Here is a 19,425-nt window from a genome sequence, read left to right as displayed (position 1 = left end):
TTGGCGGTGGACCGGCACGCCGTCTGGTGTTTCGTCAGCTGGTTCGGGTCTGGCCGGGGAGTTGCTGGTCCGGGGTTTGCTGGTCCGGGGTTTGCTGGTTCGGGTCCTGCTGCTGGGTGCCCGGCTGGGTGCCGGGGAACTGCCGCACTCGACCACCAGGCCCACCGAACTGCGTCTGCTCGGTGCCGCTGGATCCACTCCCCCAGGCATGGCCCACCGCGGTCCCGCCGAGGAAAGCCAGTGCCGCCAGCACCGATCCCGCGCCGGCCAGCGCCAGCCCACTGGGCTTCTTGAACCCTCTTTGGCTACCGTCCCCCGCAGCCCACCCCGGGGCCGGCGTCGGGGTTGGGGGCACTGGATTGTTCGTGTTCTCGGTCATCGTCACACTCCGTTGCTGGTCAGGTCGTAGATGGTCGTGCTGCCGATGGTCTGGGCCTGGAAGTTCTGCTCGACCCAGGTGGAGATCTCGCTCGAGGTGCCGCCGCCGCGGCCGCCGAAGCCACCGCCGCCGGATCCGACGAAGTAGTGGATGCTGCCCTCGGCAACCAGTTGCTGGAACCCGGCCAGCGACGGCGCCGGGTCGGTGCCGTTGAACCCGCCGATCGCCATCACCGGAACCTTCGCGGCGATCTGGAGTGGAGCGGCGCCGTTCGCGGTGACGGCGGCCGCGGCCCAGGTGTAGCCGCTCGCTCCTTGCTGCAAGAGTGCGACCAGTTCGCTGGAGGCTCCGCGGGTCCCACCGCCGCCGAGGAATCCACCGCCACCTCGTGCTCCGAAGCCGCCCGCGCTCGCGGGACCCGCCGTCGGGAGTGCACCGGCGTGCGCCGAGTCGACGGTTGAGACCGAGTACGCCGCCGGACCGGCCAGAGCGGTCACCACCAGCAACGTTCCCGCGACCACCCCGGCCCGCCGCATCGCCGTACGCCGCAAAGTGAGCTCCGGCAGCAGCATCACCGCGCCCGCGGCCGCTGCACCGAGAACCAGGACGGTCCAGCGCAGCCAGGGCAGATAGTCCGTCGCGGACGACAGCAGCGAGAAGCTCCACCCGGCGGTCAGCAAGATCCCACCGGCGAGCACGACCCGCGGCAACCATTCGGCTCGCCGCCGCCACAGCACCATCGCGGCCGCGCCGATCAGCGCCGCGATCGCGGGTGCCAGCGCCACCATGTAGTAGCTGTGGATGATCCCCTGCATGTAGCTGAAGACGAGGCCGGTGACCACGAGCCACCCGCCCCACAGGACCGCGAACGCCCGCGTCCGGTCGGTCCGCGCAGCACGACCGGCCGCGACCACCAGCACCACTGTCGCAATCAGTGCCGCAGGCAACAACCACGCGATCTGCCCGGCGAACTCCCCACCGAACAACCGCTGCACCCCGGTCGCCCCACCCCAGCCCGGGTTGCCAGTCCCGCCACCCACCGATCCAGCCTCGTTGCCGGTCAACCGGCCGAGACCGTTGTAGCCCAGCGTCAGCTCGAGCACGCTGTTCGTCTGCGACCCACCGACGTACGGGCGCGCCGAGGCCGGCAGCAGCTCGACGATCGCGATCCACCAGCCGGCACCGACGATCATCGTGCCGAGCGCGACCAGGCTGTGGACGACCCGCTTCCCGAGCGCGGGCCGGCCGGCGATCAGGTACGCCAGCCCGAACGCCGGCAGCACCAGGAATGCCTGCAGCATCTTCGTCAGAAACCCGAACCCGACCAGCAGGCCGGCCAGCGCCATCCACCGCCACGCGAACCGCTCCGAGTCGATCGCCCGCGTCACCGCCCAGGCCGCGGCGACGAGCAGCAGAACCAGCAGCGCGTCCGGGTTGTTGAAGCGGAACATCAGCACCGCCACCGGGGTCAGCGCCAGGATCCCGCCCGCCAGCAACGCCGCCGGAGCGGAGAACCACCGCCGTACGGAGACGTGGACGAAGCCGACGCTCGCCACGCCCATCAACGCCTGCGGGACCAGCATGCTCCAGACGCCGAAGCCGAAGATCCGCCCGGACAGCCCCATCACCCACAACGAGGCCGGTGTCTTGTCCACCGTGATGAAGCTCGACGCGTCGAACGACCCGAAGAACCAGGCCTTCCAGCTCGTCGATCCCGCCTGCACGGCGGCCGCGTAGTACTCGTTGGCGTAGCCGTTCTTCGACAGTCCCCACAGGTAGGCGAGCGCGGTCAGGATCAGCAGTCCGCCGTACAGGGCCTTGTCCCGGCCGATCCGGTACGACGTGGCGACTGCGCGAGGTCTGGTCACGGGTTCGGTCAGGGTGCTCATCAGTGGCTCCGGGTCTGGTCGAGAACCGCCGGGGGTTCGAAGGTGGGCAAGGTGGGCGCCTCGTCGTCGAAGACCCAGCTCTGGAAGAGGCTGAACCGGACCACCGTCGCGGCCAGATTGGCGATCGTCAGCACGGTGACCTCGACCGCCGTGGCCGGTACGGCGACCGACGTGTACAGCAGCCACAGCGACGACGCGGTCAGGCTCCAGCCGATGAAGAAGGTGACGAGGCCGCGCAACTGGTGCCGGCCCCGGTTCTGGATGCCGCGGACGCCGAAGGTGACCCGGCGGTTCAGCGCGGTGTTGCCGATCGCCGTCACCAGCAGGGCCAGCACGTTGGCGACCTGCGCCGGCATCGTCTGCCGCAGCAGCAGGTACAGCAAGGCGTAGGCGATCGTGCTGAGTACGCCGACGCTCGCGAATCTCAGCACTCGCGCGGCGAGCGCCGTCCGGGGATCGGCGACGGCCGGGCGCCCGAAAGCTCTGCGCACTGGATCCAGTGGGAGCCGCCCGAGCGTGCGGTGCAACCGGGCGATGCCGCGCAGGTCGTCGGCGACCGTCCGGGCGATCGCGACCCGCGAGTCCAGGTCGTCGACCCAGTCGACCGGGACCTCGTGGATCCGCAGGCCGGACCGTTCGGCGAGCACCAGCAGTTCGGTGTCGAAGAACCAGCCGGTGTCCTCGACCAGCGGCAGCAACGCCTCGGCCACGTCACGCCGAATCGCCTTGAACCCGCACTGCGCGTCCGAGAACCGCGTCCCGAGTGTTGCCTTGAGCAACAGATTGTAACCGCGCGAGATGATCTCCCGCTTCGGCCGCCGAACCACCCGCGACCCGCGCGCCAGCCTGGTGCCGATCGCGACGTCGCTGTGGCCGGCCAGCAGCGGGGCGACCAGCGGAAGCAGGGCGTTCAAGTTCGTCGACAGGTCGACGTCCATGTACGCCACGACCTCGGCAGTGCTGCCGGACCAGACCTGTTTCAGCGCCCGGCCACGCCCCGGTTGCTCGATCCGCACGATCCGGACGCCGGACAGCTCCGTGCTGAGCAGCGAGCCGATCTCGAAGGTGGCGTCGGTGCTTCCGTTGTCGGCGATGCAGACCTCGGCCGGGAACGGAAAGGAGGTGTCCAGGAAGTCCCGGAGCCGCCGGATGTTCGGGCCGAGGTCGTACTCCTCATTGCGAACGGGTACGACGATCTCGACCCGCGGACGACCTGAGTTCTGCATGCCACCCAGGCTGTCGGGCCAACCTGAGGCGGTCCCTGCGCGCGGCTGGGAGTTGCCTGGGAATCAGGCCGTACGGCGGAGCCAGAGCAGGCCGAGGATCGGCAGCACCAGCGGGACGAATCCGTAGCCCTGGCCGAAGTGCGACCAGACCGTCGCGTCCGGGAAGTCCTCCGGTACGGCGTAGCTGAACGCGCCGATGCCGACCACCCCGACCAGCTCGACGACGATCGCCACCGTCGCCACCCGCCGGGACAGGTTGGTTGCCTTCGCCAACGCGAAGGTCGCCAGGCAGTAGATGACCGCGGCAACGGCCGACAGCAGGTACGCGATCGGAGCCCGGTCGAACTGGGTCGCGATCTGCACCGCCGCCCGCGCGGTCGCGGCGAGCGCGAACACGCCGTACACGAGAATCAGGATCCGTCCCGGGCCGTGCCGCGTGGCGGCGGCGTCGGTCATCTCACGCGACCCAGATCTCGTGCATGCGCAGCTCGAGCACCGGGACCACCAGACACGCGACGGCCAGCGCGCCCGCGCCCCACCGGCTGCTCTCCGCCAGCGCCCACAGCGCGCCGAGCGGCAGCACCAGCAGCGCGCCGATCAGGTAGCCGACGAAAAACGGTCCGGAGACGTCCCGCGAGGTCCCGGCCAGCTGCACGATTCCCACGACGAGCTGCGCGAGCAGCCCGACCTCGATCACGCCCAGGACGCCGAGCAGGGTCCAGTTGATCCGGCGGTCCAGTGCCGCCAGCACGATCGCGAAGACCATCGCGGCCAGCGACAGCCCGACAAGCGTCCAGGTGAGCGGTTCGTACACGAGCTAGAGGATGTCACCAGGCGCGTACGTCGCCGCGTCGGGGTAGCGCTTGGCGAGCTGGTCGATCTTGGCGACCACCGCGTTGACCTGCGCGACGGCCGCGCCGGTGAAGCTGAGCGGCTCCCCGACGATGCCGGCGATCTGCTCCTCGGTCAGGCCGAGCCGGCCGTCGGCGCCGAGGCGGCGGAACAGGTCGTTGCTGGGCAGTCCCTTGCGCAGGTCGAGCGCGGTCGCGACGGCGTGCTCCTTGATCACCTCGTGCGCGGTCTCCCGGCCGACGCCGTTCTTCACCGCGGCCATCAGGATCTTCGTCGAGGTGAGGAACGGCAGGTACCGCTCCAGCTCGCGGTCCACCACCGCCGGGAACACGCCGAACTCGGACAGCACGGTGAGGAACGTCTCGAACAGCCCGTCGAGCGCGAAGAACGCGTCCGGCAGCGCGACCCGGCGGACGACCGAGCAGAAGACGTCGCCCTCGTTCCACTGGTTGCCGGCCAGCTCTCCGGCCATCGACGCGTAGCCGCGCAGGATCACCGCGAGGCCGTTGACCCGCTCGCAGGACCGGGTGTTCATCTTGTGCGGCATCGCCGACGAGCCGACCTGGCCCTCCTTGAAGCCCTCGGTGACCAGCTCGTGCCCGGCCATCAGCCGGATCGTGGTCGCCAGGCTCGACGGCCCGGCCGCCAGCTGGACCAGCGCGGAGATCACGTCGTAGTCGAGCGACCGCGGGTAAACCTGACCGACGCTGGTGAGCGTACGGCGGAAGCCGAGATGCTGGGCGACCTCCGACTCCAGGCCGGCGAGCAGCTTGTCCTGGCCCCCGAACAGGTCGAGCATGTCCTGCGACGTGCCGACCGGGCCCTTGATGCCGCGCAGCGGGTAGCGGTCGATCAGCTCCTCCAGGCGGGCGATCGCGACCAGCAGCTCGTCGGCGGCCGAGGCGAAGCGCTTGCCCAGCGTGGTCGCCTGCGCGGCGACGTTGTGCGACCGGCCGGTCATCACCAGCGCGGCGTGCTCGGCGGCCTTCTGACCGAGCCGCACCGCCGTCGCGACGGCGCGATCGCGGACCAGTTCCAGCCCGGCCCGGATCTGCAGCTGCTCGACGTTCTCGGTCAGGTCCCGGCTCGTCATGCCCTTGTGGATGTGCTCGTGCCCGGCGAGCGCGTTGAACTCCTCGATCCGCGCCTTCACGTCGTGCCGGGTGACCCGCTCGCGGGCCGCGATCGACTCCAGGTCGACCTGCTCCAGCACCCGCTGGTAGTCCTCCAGCACGCCGTCCGGCACGTCGACGCCGTACTCCTTCTGCGCGCTCAGCACCGCCAGCCACAGCTGCCGCTCGAGCACGATCTTGTGCTCCGGCGACCACAGCTGGGCCATCGACACACTGGCGTAGCGCGACGCGAGAACGTTCGGGATCCGGGGCTTGCTGGAGTTCGGCACGCTGCCATTCTCCCTGGTCGGGCCTACTTCACCTGCCGGACCCCCACCACCGACCTCACCGCAGTCTCAACCGGGCACCGAGCGTGACGTAGGCGGTCTGAGCGGTGATCGCGAAGGTTGGTCAGTGGTGGAGGTCGGCCGTCAGGCCGGAACGGACCGGAGGTCGGCGCCGATCAGCTCGACCGCGTGCCGTCCGGCCGACAGCACGCCGGGGAAGTTGAGGAAGGCGTGCATGGTCTCGGCGTACTCGACCAGCCGCACCGGTACGCCGTCCGCCGCGAGCCGGTCGGCGTACGTCCGGGCGTCGTCACGCAGCGGGTCGCGGCCGGCGGCGAGGATCAGCGCGCGCGGCAGGCCGGACAGGTCCTTGGCCCGCAACGGCACCGCGGCCGCGGGCATGTCGCCGGCCGGGAAGTACTGCGCATCGGCCCAGCCGCCGGGAGCGATGCTGTGGAAGACACCGTCGAACAGCCGGTACGACTCGGTGTCTTGGCCGTCGTCCAACGACGGATAGCAGAGCACCTGCCGATCGGGCAGCGGCCGATGCTCGTCGCGCGCGACCAGACAGGCCCCGGCAGCCAGGGCCGCTCCCGCACTCTGTCCACCGATCACCACCCGACCGTCGCCGCCGAGCTCCTCGCGGTGCTCGCGGATCCAGTCGAGTGCATCGAGGGCGTCGTGGAGGGCGGCGGGAAAGGGGTCCTCGGGAGCCAGCCGGTAGTTGAGCGACACCACGACGACCTGGCCGGCCGTGGCAATGCCCGAGGTGGCGTACTCGATGTCGCGCAGGTCCCCGCCGACGAACCCGCCGCCGTGCAGCCAGAGCACCACCGGCCGTGGTTCCCCGGTCCGCGGCCGGTAGACCCTGGCCTGCAGCGTTCGCCCGGGCAGCCGCAGCTCGAGGTCCTCCGGCCGGGTCGACAGGTCGACCACTCCGGCGAGCTCGGGATCGGGCAGTTCCTGCCGGTCCCGGAGCAGCGCGGCGTACGGGTCGAGCTCCTCGCCGGGCGCCTGGGCGGCGAATCGCGCCAGCAGCTCGTCGGTCTCGGCCCGAAACCCCGGCCGCGCGACGATCTCCCGCGCCGGCTTGCCGAGATGACGGCCGACATGCGCGTACGGCGTCCAGTCGGGCGGCGAGGCCGCGTACTCGGCCAGCGCTCCGATGCTGCCGTCGAAGCCGCCGCCCGTCGCCGGATCCAGCCACGCGTCCTCGTCGTACCGGGAGATCTCGTCGATCAGAGCGTCCACCCCGGCGCGGAACCGGTGCAGCAGCAGCGCCGACGACACGTGCCGTCCGGCTGCGACGCCACCGAGATTGAGCGCGCTTCCGGCGTCCGCTGTCTCCCACCCTGGGTCGAGGCTCCAGTGCGCGCGACCGGCGGCCGCCTCGCGCAGGACAGCGAGGGTGATCTCGTCCCACATCAGGATGTGCGCGATCAGGTCGTGCAGCGAGTCGCAGAAGTGGCCGAGCGGTCCTGCCGTGACGCGGTACGGCTCGCGGAGCCGAGCCTCGGACAGCCCGTCGGCCAACTCCAGCAACAGCTGCCGATCGGCGCGGATCAGCTCCGCGGCGCCGGCCGCGGACATCGTCGGTGTGTGCATGGCGTCAGTCGACCACCCGGAACGCCGGTGGCGTCTTGGACTGACGAACTTGCGCAATCCACCGGCGTGGACGCCAGTCGTTCCCCGGGCGTTCACACCACGGCGGAAAGTCGTTGCCGCGGCAGTGATCGGCTGGCTCGGCCCGCCCTCGTGGCGGCCGACCCGAGGAGAATCCCCATGCAGGACCCGAGCGTCACCCCCGCCACGCCGTGGACGCCGAGCCGGCGGCGCCTGCTGTGGAGCGGAGCCCTCGGGGCCGCCGCGTTGGGGACGTTGTCGCCCGGCCCTGCCTCGGCGGGGACGAGCCGAGCCGGCACGACCGGGCACGGCCCCGTGCGTGGGCCTTTCACCCTCGGCGTGGCATCTGGCGACCCGCTGCCCGACCGCGTGGTGCTCTGGACCCGCCTCGCCCCCGAGCCGCTGGCCGAGGACGGCTCCGGCGGCATGCCGAACCGGCCGGTCCCGGTGCACTGGGAGATCTCCGAGGACGAGACGTTCCGCCGAATCGTCGCGCGCGGCATGGAGCTGGCCCGCCCGGAGGAGGCCCACTCCGTCCACGTCGACGCCTCGGGACTGCAGCCGCGGACGACGTACTTCTACCGATTCCGCACCGGCGCCGAGCTGAGCCCCGTCGGCCGAACGAAGACCGCGCCCCGGCCGACCGACCGGCTGGACCGGTTCTCCTTCGCGTTCGCGAGCTGCCAGAACTACCCGGCCGGCTTCTACACGGCGTACCGGCATCTGGCGGCGGAGGACCTGGATCTGGTCGCGTTTCTCGGCGACTACCTCTACACCGGGGACGGTCAGGGCACGATCGGCCGCGGGTACGTGCCGGTCCGCGAAGTCCAGACGCTGCCCGACTACCGGGTCCGGCTGGCTCAGGTGAAGAGCGACGCCGATCTGCAGGCCGCGCACGCGGCGTTCCCGTGGCTGATGACGTTCGACGACCACGAGGTCGCCAACAACTGGGCCGGCACCGACGTGGACCCGAACGTACCGGTGGACGAGTTCCTGGCCCGCCGCGCGGCCGGCTTCCAGGCCTACTACGAGCACATGCCCGTACGCCGTGCGCAGCGTCCGAGCGGTGCCGACATCCAGTTCTACCGGCGGCTGACGTTCGGCGACCTGGTCGACTTCTACCTGCTGGACACCCGGCAGTACCGCAGCGACCAGGTCGGCCCGGCCCGCCGGTACGAGCCCGGCCGGACGATGCTCGGCGACGTTCAGGAGAAGTGGCTGACCGACGCCCTCGCCGGACCGACCGCGCGCTGGAACGTGCTGGCCCAGCAGGTCGTGTTCTCGCAGCGCGACTTCACCGTCGGTCCCGAGCAGGGGTTCAACGACGACTCGTGGGACAACTACCCGATCGCACGTGACCGGCTGCGGGACCAGCTCGCTCGCGCGGGCAATCCGGTGGTGCTGACCGGCGACGTCCACATGAACTACGTCTCGGACATCACCGCGGACTTCGACGACCCGACGGCCGCGGTGGTCGGCACCGAATTGGTCGGGACGTCGATCAGCTCGGGCGGAGACAGCGATCCCAACGCCGCCGGTGACGCCCGCCAGCTGGCCGAGAACCCGCATCTGAAGTTCATCAACCGCGAGCGCGGGTACGTCCGCAACGTCGTCACGCCGGCCGGCTGGACCGCGGACTTCCGGACCGTGGACTACGTGTCACGGCCCGGCGCGCCGGTTCGGACCCGGGCGAGCTTCCGGATCGACGACGGCCGCCCGGGGGCCCGCCGGGTCTGAGCGGACCCGGCGGTCGCCGAGCGCTCAGACGGTGATCTCGCCGCGCGCCGCCTTCAGCGCGATGTCGGTGCGGTGCTGCGAGCCCTTGATCCGGATCTGGCCGACCCCGGCGTACGCGCGCTGGCGGGCCTCGTCGAGGTCCTTGCCGGTCGCGCTGACCGCGAGTACCCGGCCGCCGGCGGTGACGAGCTCGTCGCCGTCCTGGCTGGTGCCGGCGTGGAACACCCGGACGCCGCCGGCCTCGGCCTGCTCGATGCCGGTGATCGCGTCGCCGCTGCGCGGTTTGGCCGGGTACTTCTTGGCCGCGACGACGACGGCGACCGCGGAACCGTTCTTCCACGACAGCGACCCGGCGTCGGCGAGCTTGCCGGTCGCCGCGGCGTACAGGACGCCGCCGAGCGGCGTCTTGAGCAGCGGCAGCAGGGCCTGGGTCTCGGGGTCACCGAAGCGGCAGTTGAACTCGATCACCCGGACGCCGCGGCTGGTCAGCGCCAGGCCGGCGTACAGGAGTCCGCTGAACGGCGTGCCGCGGCGGCGCATCTCGTCGACGGTCGGCTGGAGCACCTTCGCGGTGATCTCCTCGACCAGCTTGTCCGGTGCCCAGGGCAACGGTGTGTACGCGCCCATGCCGCCGGTGTTCGGGCCTTCGTCGTTGTCGCCGAGCCGCTTGAAGTCCTGGGCCGGCTGCATCGGCAGCACCGTCGTCCCGTCGGTGATCGCGAACAGCGACACCTCCGGACCGTCCAGGTACTCCTCGATCAGCACCTGGTCGCACTCGGCCGCGTGCGCCAGCGCCTCCTCGCGGTCCGAGGTCACCACCACGCCCTTGCCTGCGGCCAGCGCGTCGTCCTTCACCACGTACGGCGGACCGAACGCGTCGATCGCCTCGGCGGCCTGCTCGGGCGTCGTGCAGACGTAGGCCCGGCCGGTCGGCACGCTCGCGGCGGCCATCACGTCCTTCGCGAACGCCTTCGACCCCTCCAGCTGCGCCGCCTCCTTGGACGGGCCGAAGACCGCGATGCCGGCCGCACGCAGCGGATCGGCGAGCCCGGCCACCAGCGGCGCCTCGGGACCGACCACGACCAGGTCGGTGCCGAGCTCCTGGGCCAGCGCGACGACCGCGTCGTGGTCGGAGCTGTCCACCGGGCGGCACTCGACCGTCTGCCCGTCGTACGCCGGTCGCAACGCGGCGATGCCCGGGTTGCCCGGGGCCGCCACCACCTGCGTAACGTCGGGATCCTGACTCAGTGCCCAGACAAGTGCGTGCTCACGGCCGCCAGAGCCGATGACAAGAACCTTCACGGACGACGAGCCTAGTGCACCCGCCTGGGTACCGGCGTCGTCCGGCCCTGGGTGGGTGCAAGACTGCGGCTTACTGGAGGTACTCGATTGACTACACGTTCCGCACCGGCGCCGCTGCGGCGCCGGCCCACCCCGGCGTCCTTGCTGTCCTGGCTGATGCTGGCCCCCTGCCTGGTGATCTTCGCGCTGTTCATCGTCTGGCCGCTGGGCAAGTCGGTCTCGCTGTCGCTGCACGGCTCCGACCTGTTCGGCAGCCCCGACGCCTTCGTCGGCCTGCAGCACTACCGCGACATGCTCGGCTCGGCGGAGTTCCGTCACATCCTGTGGGTGACCTTCGCCTTCGTGCTGCTGACCGTGATCCCCGGCGTGCTCGGCGGACTGGCGATCGTGCTGCTGCTCGAGCAGCACATCAAGGGGATCCGGATCTTCCGGACCGCCTTCGCGCTGCCGTTCGCGTTCTCGGTGGCCAGCGCGTCGGTCATCTTCGCGACCATCTACAACCCGGCGATCGGACTGGCCAACGGCCTCCTCGGCCGGTTCGGCGTGGACCGGATCGGCTGGCTGACCGACCCCGACTGGGCGCTGATCAGCGTCGCGATCACCACGGTCTGGATGAGCATCGGCTACAACGTGCTGGTGCTGTCGGCCGGCATCGGCGCGATCCCGCAGGAGATCAACGAGGCGGCCACCCTGGACGGCGCCGGCGGCTGGCGCGCGGCCCGGTTCATCACCGTGCCGATGCTCGGCCCGCAGCTGTTCTTCCTGGTGGTGATCTCCACGATCCAGTCGCTGCAGGGCTTCGGCCAGATCAAGATCCTCACCCCCGAAGGCGGACCCGAGCAGTCCACCAAAACCCTCGTCTACTCGATCTACCACACCGCGTTCGCGAACAACGCGAGCGACTTCGGCGCCGCGTCGGCGCAGGCGATCGTGCTGCTGGTCATCCTGCTGGCCTGCACGGCGATCCAGTTCGGCGTACTGGAGAGGCGGGTGCACTACAAGTGAGGCAACTGACTCTCGGCCGGGTTGTCACGTACGCCGTACTGATCGTCGCGGCGATCGCGGTGATCTTCCCGGTGTACTACGTGATCGCCGGCTCGATCATGTCGCCCGGCCAGATCTCGGCGTACCCGCCGGACCTGTTTCCGCACGGCATCTTCACCGGCAACTACGAGGGCGCGTCGTCGTCCGGGACGCCGATCGGCCGGCAGTACCTGAACTCGATCCTGCAGACCTCGATCATCACCGTGTCCCAGCTGGTCACCAGCGTGCTGGCGGCGTACGCGTTCGTCTTCATGAAGATGTGGGGCCGGACCGTGCTGTTCGGGCTCTTCCTGGCCACCTTGATGGTGCCGTGGGAGTCGATCGTGCTGCCGAACTACCTGACCATCACCAGCTGGGAGCTCGGCGGCGAACGGCTGACCGCGTCGTACGCCGGAACGATGATCGCGCTGGTGCTGCCGTTCCTGGCCAACGCGTTCGGGGTGTTCCTGCTGCGGCAGTCGTTCCTGCAGTTCCCGACCGAGCTGCGCGACGCGGCCACGATCGACGGCTGCGGGCACTGGCGGTTCCTGCGCCAGATCCTCGTCCCGCTGAACAAGCCGGCCCTGGCGGCGGTCGGGCTGTACGTCTTCCTGTCCGCGTGGAACCAGTTCTTCTGGCCGCTGCTGATCGGCGACTCGGCCGACCGCCGCACGCTGCAGATCGGCATCAGCCAGCTGAACGACGCCGAGGCCGCCGATCCGGGGCTGATCCTGGCCGGCGTCACCTTGTCCATCCTGCCCACCCTGGCCATCGTGATCTTCGGCCAGCGCTTCATCGTCCGCGGGCTGACCGCGGGCGCGATCCGATGAAAGAGGTATTGAGCATGCGATCGATCCGACAACGGCGTACGGCGACCGCTGCGTCCCTGGTGGCGATGCTCGCCCTGGTGGCGGCCGGTTGCGGGAGCAGTGACTCCGGCGACGGCGAGTCCAGCGGCGGGCAGGACGCACCCGACGCGAGCGCGCTCGACAACGCCGGCGGCGTCACCAAGGTGACCTTCTGGCACGGCATGAAGGGCGCCAACGGCGAGGCCGTCGACAAGCTGGTGAAGGCGTTCAACGCCAAGAACACCGGCAAGATCGAGGTCCAGGCCGTCTACCAGGGCGACTACGACGAGACGATCACGAAGTACAAGACCTCGGTGCAGCAGGGCAACACGCCCTCGGTCGTGCAGATCTACGACATCGGCTCGCGGTTCATGATCGACTCCAAGCAGACCGTGCCGATCCAGAGCTTCGCCGACAAGGACGGCTACGCGCTGGACTCGATCGAGCCGAACATCGCGAACTACTACTCGATCGACGGCAAGCTCAACTCGATGCCGTTCAACACCTCGATGCCGCTGCTGTACATCAACAAGGAAGCCTTCGTGAAGGCCGGCCTCGACCCGAACAAGCCGCCGTCGAACCTGGACGAGATCATGGCGGCCGCGAAGAAGCTGACCGTCAAGCAGGGCGGCAAGACCGTCCAGTACGGCTTCAACGCGGCGATCTACGGCTGGTTCGTCGAGCAGCTGATCGCGCAGTCCGGTACGACGTACTGCGACAACGAGAACGGCCGCAAGGACCTGGCCACGAAGGTCGAGTTCGACGGTGAGCAGGGCGTCAAGGTCGCCACCTGGTACCAGCAGATGGTCAAGCAGGGCCTGATGCCGAACACCGGCAAGAAGACCGACGACGCGCAGGCCGTGTTCAAGTCCGGTACGTCGGCGATGCACCTGGAGTCGACCGGCTCGCTGCGCGGCTACCTGGACGCGGCCAAGGGCAAGTTCACCGTGATGACCGCGCCGTTCCCGAAGCTGTCGGCCGACAGCACCGGCGGCCCGATCATCGGCGGCGCCTCCCTGTGGGTCAACGGCCCCGGCCACTCCGACGCCGAGAAGCGCGCGTCGTGGGAGTTCGTGAAGTTCGCCTCCACACCGGAGCAGCAGGCCGCCTGGCACACCGGCACCGGCTACTTCCCGATCAACTCCAAGGCCCTCGACCTGCCCGAGGACAAGGCGTGGGTGGCGCAGTACCCGCAGTTCACCACCGCCATCACCCAGCTCCACAACACCAAGCCGTCGAACGCGTCGTCGGGCTGCATCCTCGGCGTCATGCCCCAGGCCCGCAAGGCCTCCGAGGACGGTCTCGAAAAAGCAGTCCTCGGCACCGACCCGGCCGCCGCGATGAAGGCCGCCGCCGAATCCATCAAGCCCCAGATCGACCAGTACAACAAGACGGTCAAGAAGTAGCACGCCCACCTGAAGCGGCCGACTCGCCCCGCGATCGGCCGCTTCGGCGTGCGTAGCGGGTCCACCTGCTTCTATCGTTGTCGACATGCGCGGCGCAGGGGACCAACTCACCGTCGGTGAGCGGATCGCGTTCTACCGCCGTCGTCGTGGACTCACCCAGGCCGTGCTCGCGGGTCTCGTCGGCCGGAGCGAGGACTGGCTGAGCAAGATCGAGCGCGGCGAACGCCAAGCCCGGCGACTCGATGTCCTGGCCGACCTGGCCCGGGCTCTCCGCGTCACGATTGGCGACCTTCTCGGTCAGCCCGTATTGGTCGGGACCGATCGCGCCGGGCATGACGACATACCGGCGATCAGAGACTCCTTGATGTCTCCTCGGAGACTGTCGAAGACTCTTTTCGCGGCCGTCGAACCTGCCCTCCCGGTCGACCATCTGACGCGGCTGGCCGAGGCCGGTTGGAACGACTTCCAGAAAGGCAGGCTCGGCAAGGTCGTGTCCGTACTCCCGACGTTGATCACTGGCGCTCAGGCGGTCGAAGGCCCAGCGTCCGGCCCACGGAACAACGGCTGGGCCGTATCTGCACGGGTTCATCACCTGGCCGCGACCGCACTGGCGAAAGTGGGCGAGGCCGACCTCGCCTGGATGGCTGCCGAACGGGCGATGTCCGCCGCGGATCAATCGGAGGATCCGCTCGTGCTGGCGTCGGCGGCCAGGGCCGGCACGCATGCGCTCTTGGCAGTCGGCCGGTACGACGATGCGATGGCTCTGGGTATGCGGGCCGCGGAGTGGCTACGAGGGCGAGCACCCGATGGTCCCGCAGCCCTCAGCTTGCTCGGCATGCTGTATCTCCGATCAGCCACCGCTGCCGCCCGGCGACAGGATCGGTCGACGACTTCCAGCTTTATCGAGGAGGCTGAACGGATCGCGGATCAGCTCGGCGTCGACGGCAACTACTGGCAGACCGGCTTCGGCCCGACCAACGTGCGTCTCCACAGGGTGAGCGCGGCACTGGAGCTCGGCGATGTCGAAACCGTTCTCAACCAGCCCCGGCTGCGCTGGACGCCTCACCTTCCACAGGAGCGGGCGGCCGAGTACCACATCGCTCTGGCGAGGGCGTTGTCCATGGTCGCCAGGGACTCCGACAGTTTGGAGGAGCTGCTCGCCGCCGAGGCACTAGCACCCGAGCTGGTCCGGCACAGCGCGGTCGTTCGAGAGACGCTGAAGACGATGTACCGCCGTTCATCCCCGACGGCGTCGAAATCGCCAGCGCTGTCGCGCCTCGCACAGCGATGCAGCGTCCTGGAATGACCGGCTCGAAGGTCGTCGCGGTGGTCGGAAGCTCGGCAGGAGGCGTCGAAGACCTGCGAGTCGGTCTGGTGGAGCCATTGCTCGATCGTGGCTACCAGGTGCCGGTGACGCTGACGCCGACCGCTGCTGGTTGGCTCGACGCGATTGGCGAGGTCGACGAACTGGAGAAGCTGACCGGGCTGCCAGTGCGATCTGTCCCCCGCCTTCCAGGAAGTCGCGCGCCCCATCCCCGACCCGATGTCATAGCTGTTGCACCTGCCACCGCGAACTTGGTGGCGAAACTGGCGCTCGGTATCGCCGACAATCAGGCCCTCACGATGCTCTGCGAGAACATCGCTGTGACGCCGATGGTGGTTTTTCCTCGGGTCAACGCCGCGCACGCGCGCCAGCCTTCATGGGAGAACCACCTGCAACTCCTTCGTACAGTTGGTGTGGATCTCGTGTACGGCGACGACTTCTGGCCTCTGCGCGAGCCTCGCACCTCGGCTCCGTCACGTCCGCTCCCCTGGAGCGAATTGCTGCGCCGACTGGACCGGCTTCTGGCGGCGTGAGAGTACCCGGACAGTTTGTCCGGCCAGCGGCCGCTTCTGCGCGATTGACTCGAGGCTCGAACGAGCGAGGAGTCGACATATGTCAGCTGTCACTCAGGTCAAGGAGCAGCTCCATCACCTGTCGCTGGAGGCCAACCGCGCCGCCGGCAGTCTCGGCGGGTTCAGGAACAGCTTTGGTCAGAGCAGTGCCCAGGTACAGGCGTTGATCGCAGGCACCGCGACCGGAGCAGATCGGGACATCAGCGAGGTGCTGGACGCCGCCCGCCGGGCAGTCGGTCAAGCCGTCGAGGCGCTGCAGATCGCGGCTGCTGGATGCGCGCGCTACGCGAACCAGATCTAGCCCAGGGATGCCGTCCGAACTCCAACGAGCCGCCCAAGGACTGCTCGACTGTTTGGATCAAGTCCCACAGATGGTCGTCTATCTGCAGCGACTTGCGGTGGAGTGCCGGCAACACGCCGCGTTGGTGGCCGGCATCTCGTCGGGAAATCCAGCAGCACAGCAGGCTGCGGCTCACCTGGATGGGGCGGCGAGGGCATGCGAACAAGCAGCTCACTTCGCCGCACTCGCACCAATCCGGGCCCGGGAGTGGGCAACCCAGATGGTGGGCGGGGCACGCGAGGGAACGCCCGCCGCGCTGCCGTTGCGGCGACAGTCGGGTACGAAGGGAGCCTGGAACCAGGATCTGGACCGGCCGGCCCCGAACTCGAAGTACCTGGTCGACGAACGCTACGAGTTCACCACTGACGACAAGAGCCGGGTAGTGCTCGTCGAGGGCAAGCTGGCGATCGGCGCCAAAGATCGATCGTCGTACCGCCAGCGCCAGGCGGGTGGGACCGACCGGCGGTCCGAGGACGATGGTGGTCACCTCATCGCAAATCGGTTCATGGGACCGAGTGAGGCGATCAACCTGGTGGCCCAGCTGCGCGCTCAGAACCGGCCGAGCGCGTTGGACAGCGCCAACTGGTACGCCCTCGAGAAGAGGTGGGCGGCAGCGGCCACCGACGACCCGCCGAAGGTGGTCGAGGTGAGCATCGCGCTGCGGTACCCCACGGATAGTCTGCGGCCGTCGTCGTTCCGGGTTCGGTACCGCGTTGACGGAGGCGACTGGCAGGTTCAGCGCTTCAAGAACTGACAGGTGGAGGATGAATTCATGGAGACAGAAGACGCGGCGCGCATCGAGGGGATCGCCGAAGCGTTCCGGGCGGCGGCGCCGGAGGGGTGGGAGTCGCTGCGCATTCGGATCAACACGATCAGTTCGGTGACGGCTTTTGTCGCTCATGCCACGCTCGAATCCGGCGCGGTCGAGAGCTACTACATCGATGACGACGATGCGGAGGAAGAGGTGCTCGACGGAGTCGAAGGGCTGCGTCGTCAGATGGCAGAGAGCAATGGCGATCGGGGTGCCTGGTTCAGTGCGAGCATCGAGGTCGACCGGGACGGGAAGTTCTCGGCAGCCTTCGACTACGACTCGAAACCCAGCTTCGACTTCGAGGTCGACCACGAGTCGTTGCTTGCCGACCTTCGTGAGTTCCCCCGTGCGGAGAAGTTCTACCCGCCGTGGGCTCGGGGCTAGTTCTTGTCCTGGTGACGAATTGTCTCCGCGGCGATGCCGAGGCGGTGTTGTTCGGCCAGGACTATTCGTTGTTCGGTGGGGAGGTTTTCGTCGTCCAGGGCGCGGGGGCGGGGTTTGTCCTGCGGGCGGGGGACTTCGTCCTGGATGCGGGATGGTTGCTGTAGGGGATCTACGGCCCGGCGGTCCAGGTCCTTCGCGTCGCTCTTGCGGGCGTACTCGTCGAAGAGCAGGCGTTTGTGTTCCTGGACCTCGCGGATGCGTTCGTCGACGCTGTCCTTCGCGAGGACGCGGTGGACCTGGACCGTGCGGATCTGGCCCATGCGGTGGGCTCTGGCGATCGCCTGTTCTTCGGCGCTCGGCTTCCAGTGGGGCTCGGCGAGGATGACGACCGAGGCTGCTTGCATATTCAGGCCGACGCCGCCGGCTTCGATCTGGCAGAGCAGGACGGCGTGGTCGCGGGCGGCGGTGAACTCGTCGACCAGGCGTTGGCGTTCGGCGGGGCGGACCGCGCCGCGGATCGAGCCGGCTGCGGGGCAGATCGTTTGCTGGATCCGGTCCAGCACGCCCAGGAAGAAGGAGAAGACGATCACCTTGCGGCCGTCCTCCCGGGCCTCCTCGATGATCTCGCCGATTCGTTCCAGCTTGGCCGAGTCCTGGGCCTCGAACGCGGCCTGGCGCATCTTCATCAGGTTGCCGGAACGGACCGCCGCGACGTACGCCGTCTGGTCGGCCGGACTCGGCAGCACCCAGTCGTCGATCTCGATCTTGTCCGGCAGCTCGGTGAGCACGTCCTCCTGGTTGCGCCGTAGGTAGACCGGTGCAACGGCGCGGCGGAATTGCTTGGCTCCGGCAACGGCATTCGTTGCCTTGAGCCCCCTTGCGGTCGCCGGTTGCAGCTGCTCGACGAGGTTGCGGAACTCCTCGACCCGGTTTTCCATCGGCGTACCGGTCAGGAACACCACCCGCTGCGCCGCCGCCACCGCCGCGGCGACGACCTGGGTCCGACGGGCCTTCGGGTTCTTGACGTAGTGCGCCTCGTCGACGATCAGCAGCGCCTGGTCGTGGCCCTTCAGCACCTCGAGGCTGCCCAGAGTCCCGAACGTCGTCACCGCGACCCCGCCGTCGCGCAGCCACCGTCGCGCGGCACCCTCGCGGTGCGCGCCGTGCAGGTTGTGGGCTTCCAGCCGGGTGTGCTTGGAGATCTCGTTGAGCCAGTTCATCTGGACGCTGGCCGGGCAGACCACGAGGAACCGCTGCTGCCCGCGGGCCGCGAGATGCGCCGCGGCGGCGAGGGCCTGGATCGTCTTGCCGAGTCCCATCTCGTCGCCGAGGATCGACCGCTCCTGGTGGATCAGGTACTGCGCGCCGAAGACCTGATACCCGCGCAGCGTCGACTTGATCAGCGACAGGTCCAGCGGTATTGCGGTGATCCGCTGCCGCAGCTCCTCGGGGATGAATCCCTGCGCCGCCTCGACCTCGACCTCGACTCCGCCGACCGTCGACAAGGTCGCGTTCACCGCCGCGGCGTCGTCGGCATACTCGCGCCAGAGCTGCTCGTCGGTGTAGCCGGTGAGCGCGACCGCCTGCTCGTGCCGGGTGATCTCGCCCGCGAGCCAGCCGGTCCGGGGATGCTTGTCGATCGTCTCGAGCCGGCTCAGCGCCAGCAGCGCCGCCTGCTTCTTGTCCCGTCCCGAGAACCACATCGACAGCCGGCGCCGAGCGGGAGCAGCGGCGGCCAGCCACTCATGAGTGATGCCCGTCAGCTCCCGCACGGGCCCGATCAGTTGGGTGGCGGCCCGGTCCGCCCGCCGGATCGCGGTCAGCGTCGCCAGCAGGTTCCGCTGCTCGTCGTCAGGCCGGTCCGGCTGGAACCTGAAGCGTGCCGACTTCGCGACGTCGGCCACGACGGCCCGGACCGCTTCGGTGATCTTCTCGGCGGTCTTCGGCCCGATCCCGGGCAGCGCGACGAGTTCGGCGGTCGACACTCCGGCCAGCCGCCCGATGGTCCGGTAGCCGGCCTGCTCCAGCGTGCTGACCCGCTTGCCCATCACCTCCTGCAAGGCGGTGACCGGCAGGTTCTCCAGTTCGCTGCCGATCTGCCGCCGGGTCAGTACGGCGAGCTGCTCGCGGGCCTGCTCCCGCAGCGCCTCGGGCTTGCCGACCAGCGCCTCGGCCCGCGTCCGGAGCTCGTCGATCCGGCGGATCAGGTCGCGCGCCGGCTTGCCGACACTCGACCGCATCCGGTCCGCGTCCGGCGACTCCCCCTGATCGCTCACCGAGCCAGTCTGCCGCCCGTCACGCTGCGCGTTC

At 69.3% G+C, this 19,425-nt stretch carries 18 protein-coding genes; 9 read left to right on the top strand and 9 right to left on the bottom strand.

The window, feature by feature from the left end; genetic code table 11:
* Positions 1–34 precede the first annotated feature (34 nt).
* From BWI15_RS39120 to BWI15_RS34790, 7 genes are all read right to left on the bottom strand, one after another.
* On the bottom strand, positions 35–379 hold the full coding sequence (locus BWI15_RS39120) for a hypothetical protein (RefSeq protein ID WP_143466086.1): 345 nt from the start codon (positions 377–379) through the stop codon (positions 35–37).
* A 2-nt stretch (positions 380–381) separates the two neighbouring features.
* Positions 382–2,268, bottom strand: a complete 1,887-nt coding sequence (locus tag BWI15_RS34815) for an ArnT family glycosyltransferase (protein WP_077018732.1) — start codon at positions 2,266–2,268, stop codon at positions 382–384.
* Positions 2,268–3,494, bottom strand: coding sequence for a glycosyltransferase (locus BWI15_RS34810; protein ID WP_077018731.1), 1,227 nt, complete (start codon positions 3,492–3,494; stop codon positions 2,268–2,270). The genes BWI15_RS34815 and BWI15_RS34810 overlap by 1 nt, the downstream gene beginning before the upstream one ends.
* Positions 3,495–3,557: 63 nt before the next feature.
* On the bottom strand, positions 3,558–3,950 hold the full coding sequence (locus BWI15_RS34805; protein ID WP_077018730.1) for a hypothetical protein: 393 nt from the start codon (positions 3,948–3,950) through the stop codon (positions 3,558–3,560).
* 1 nt (position 3,951) lies between these two features.
* Positions 3,952–4,308 carry a hypothetical protein gene (locus BWI15_RS34800; RefSeq protein ID WP_083751171.1) on the bottom strand — a complete coding sequence of 119 codons (357 nt, stop codon included), beginning with the start codon at positions 4,306–4,308 and terminating at the stop codon, positions 3,952–3,954.
* A 3-nt stretch (positions 4,309–4,311) separates the two neighbouring features.
* Positions 4,312–5,748 (bottom strand): adenylosuccinate lyase, encoded by a 1,437-nt coding sequence (gene purB, locus BWI15_RS34795; RefSeq protein ID WP_077018729.1) that lies wholly within the window; start codon positions 5,746–5,748, stop codon positions 4,312–4,314.
* A 141-nt stretch (positions 5,749–5,889) separates the two neighbouring features.
* Positions 5,890–7,350: an alpha/beta hydrolase gene (locus tag BWI15_RS34790; RefSeq protein WP_077018728.1), complete on the bottom strand. Its 1,461-nt coding sequence runs from the start codon at positions 7,348–7,350 to the stop codon at positions 5,890–5,892.
* Between the two features lie 177 nt (positions 7,351–7,527).
* Here BWI15_RS34790 and BWI15_RS34785 point away from each other — a divergent pair, with 177 nt between their 5' ends.
* Positions 7,528–9,105, top strand: a complete 1,578-nt coding sequence (locus BWI15_RS34785) for an alkaline phosphatase D family protein (RefSeq protein WP_143466084.1) — start codon at positions 7,528–7,530, stop codon at positions 9,103–9,105.
* 24 nt (positions 9,106–9,129) lie between these two features.
* Here BWI15_RS34785 and purD read toward each other — a convergent pair whose 3' ends face one another.
* Positions 9,130–10,407: a phosphoribosylamine--glycine ligase gene (purD, locus tag BWI15_RS34780; protein WP_077018727.1), complete on the bottom strand. Its 1,278-nt coding sequence runs from the start codon at positions 10,405–10,407 to the stop codon at positions 9,130–9,132.
* Positions 10,408–10,494: 87 nt separating this feature from the next.
* On the opposite strand from purD, the gene BWI15_RS34775 reads away from it, so the two are divergent.
* From BWI15_RS34775 to BWI15_RS34740, 8 genes are all read left to right on the top strand, one after another.
* Positions 10,495–11,412 carry a carbohydrate ABC transporter permease gene (locus tag BWI15_RS34775; protein WP_237771586.1) on the top strand — a complete coding sequence of 306 codons (918 nt, stop codon included), beginning with the start codon at positions 10,495–10,497 and terminating at the stop codon, positions 11,410–11,412.
* Positions 11,409–12,260: a carbohydrate ABC transporter permease gene (locus tag BWI15_RS34770; protein ID WP_077018726.1), complete on the top strand. Its 852-nt coding sequence runs from the start codon at positions 11,409–11,411 to the stop codon at positions 12,258–12,260. Before BWI15_RS34775 ends, BWI15_RS34770 begins: the two co-directional genes overlap by 4 nt.
* Positions 12,261–12,274: 14 nt before the next feature.
* Positions 12,275–13,684: an ABC transporter substrate-binding protein gene (locus BWI15_RS34765; RefSeq protein WP_077018725.1), complete on the top strand. Its 1,410-nt coding sequence runs from the start codon at positions 12,275–12,277 to the stop codon at positions 13,682–13,684.
* Between the two features lie 85 nt (positions 13,685–13,769).
* Complete coding sequence (locus tag BWI15_RS34760; RefSeq protein ID WP_077018724.1) at positions 13,770–14,990, top strand: helix-turn-helix domain-containing protein; 1,221 nt, start codon at positions 13,770–13,772, stop codon at positions 14,988–14,990.
* Entirely contained in the window at positions 14,987–15,541 is a 555-nt protein-coding gene (locus BWI15_RS34755; protein ID WP_077018723.1) for a flavoprotein, read from the top strand. The genes BWI15_RS34760 and BWI15_RS34755 overlap by 4 nt, the downstream gene beginning before the upstream one ends.
* A 79-nt stretch (positions 15,542–15,620) precedes the next feature.
* Positions 15,621–15,881, top strand: a complete 261-nt coding sequence (locus BWI15_RS34750; RefSeq protein ID WP_077018722.1) for a hypothetical protein — start codon at positions 15,621–15,623, stop codon at positions 15,879–15,881.
* A gap of 259 nt (positions 15,882–16,140) precedes the next feature.
* Positions 16,141–16,674, top strand: a complete 534-nt coding sequence (locus BWI15_RS38545; RefSeq protein WP_168197419.1) for a DNA/RNA non-specific endonuclease — start codon at positions 16,141–16,143, stop codon at positions 16,672–16,674.
* Positions 16,675–16,692: 18 nt separating this feature from the next.
* Entirely contained in the window at positions 16,693–17,115 is a 423-nt protein-coding gene (locus tag BWI15_RS34740) for a hypothetical protein (RefSeq protein WP_077018721.1), read from the top strand.
* Here the strand turns inward: BWI15_RS34740 and BWI15_RS34735 are convergent.
* Positions 17,112–19,391: an SNF2-related protein gene (locus BWI15_RS34735; protein WP_077018720.1), complete on the bottom strand. Its 2,280-nt coding sequence runs from the start codon at positions 19,389–19,391 to the stop codon at positions 17,112–17,114. The two genes, BWI15_RS34740 and BWI15_RS34735, sit on opposite strands and share 4 nt — an antisense overlap.
* Positions 19,392–19,425 lie beyond the last annotated feature (34 nt).

It is taken from the genome of Kribbella sp. ALI-6-A, assembly GCF_001984195.1.
Taxonomy (GTDB): domain Bacteria; phylum Actinomycetota; class Actinomycetes; order Propionibacteriales; family Kribbellaceae; genus Kribbella.
The sequence above is the reverse complement of the archived record's forward strand: the minus strand, read 5'-3'. Positions and strand labels throughout refer to the sequence as shown.

What these genes read in the sequence shown, in the direction of transcription:
- BWI15_RS34790 (WP_077018728.1), bottom strand. Translation starts at nt 7,350, where the DNA reads ATGCACACACCGACGATGTCCGCGGCCGGCGCCGCGGAGCTGATCCGC.
- BWI15_RS34765 (WP_077018725.1), top strand. Translation starts at nt 12,275, where the DNA reads ATGCGATCGATCCGACAACGGCGTACGGCGACCGCTGCGTCCCTGGTG.
- BWI15_RS34810 (WP_077018731.1), bottom strand. Translation starts at nt 3,494, where the DNA reads ATGCAGAACTCAGGTCGTCCGCGGGTCGAGATCGTCGTACCCGTTCGC.
- BWI15_RS34755 (WP_077018723.1), top strand. Translation starts at nt 14,987, where the DNA reads ATGACCGGCTCGAAGGTCGTCGCGGTGGTCGGAAGCTCGGCAGGAGGC.
- BWI15_RS34815 (WP_077018732.1), bottom strand. Translation starts at nt 2,268, where the DNA reads ATGAGCACCCTGACCGAACCCGTGACCAGACCTCGCGCAGTCGCCACG.
- BWI15_RS34740 (WP_077018721.1), top strand. Translation starts at nt 16,693, where the DNA reads ATGGAGACAGAAGACGCGGCGCGCATCGAGGGGATCGCCGAAGCGTTC.
- BWI15_RS34785 (WP_143466084.1), top strand. Translation starts at nt 7,528, where the DNA reads ATGCAGGACCCGAGCGTCACCCCCGCCACGCCGTGGACGCCGAGCCGG.
- BWI15_RS38545 (WP_168197419.1), top strand. Translation starts at nt 16,141, where the DNA reads ATGGTGGGCGGGGCACGCGAGGGAACGCCCGCCGCGCTGCCGTTGCGG.
- BWI15_RS34750 (WP_077018722.1), top strand. Translation starts at nt 15,621, where the DNA reads ATGTCAGCTGTCACTCAGGTCAAGGAGCAGCTCCATCACCTGTCGCTG.
- BWI15_RS39120 (WP_143466086.1), bottom strand. Translation starts at nt 379, where the DNA reads ATGACCGAGAACACGAACAATCCAGTGCCCCCAACCCCGACGCCGGCC.
- BWI15_RS34760 (WP_077018724.1), top strand. Translation starts at nt 13,770, where the DNA reads ATGCGCGGCGCAGGGGACCAACTCACCGTCGGTGAGCGGATCGCGTTC.
- BWI15_RS34805 (WP_077018730.1), bottom strand. Translation starts at nt 3,950, where the DNA reads ATGACCGACGCCGCCGCCACGCGGCACGGCCCGGGACGGATCCTGATT.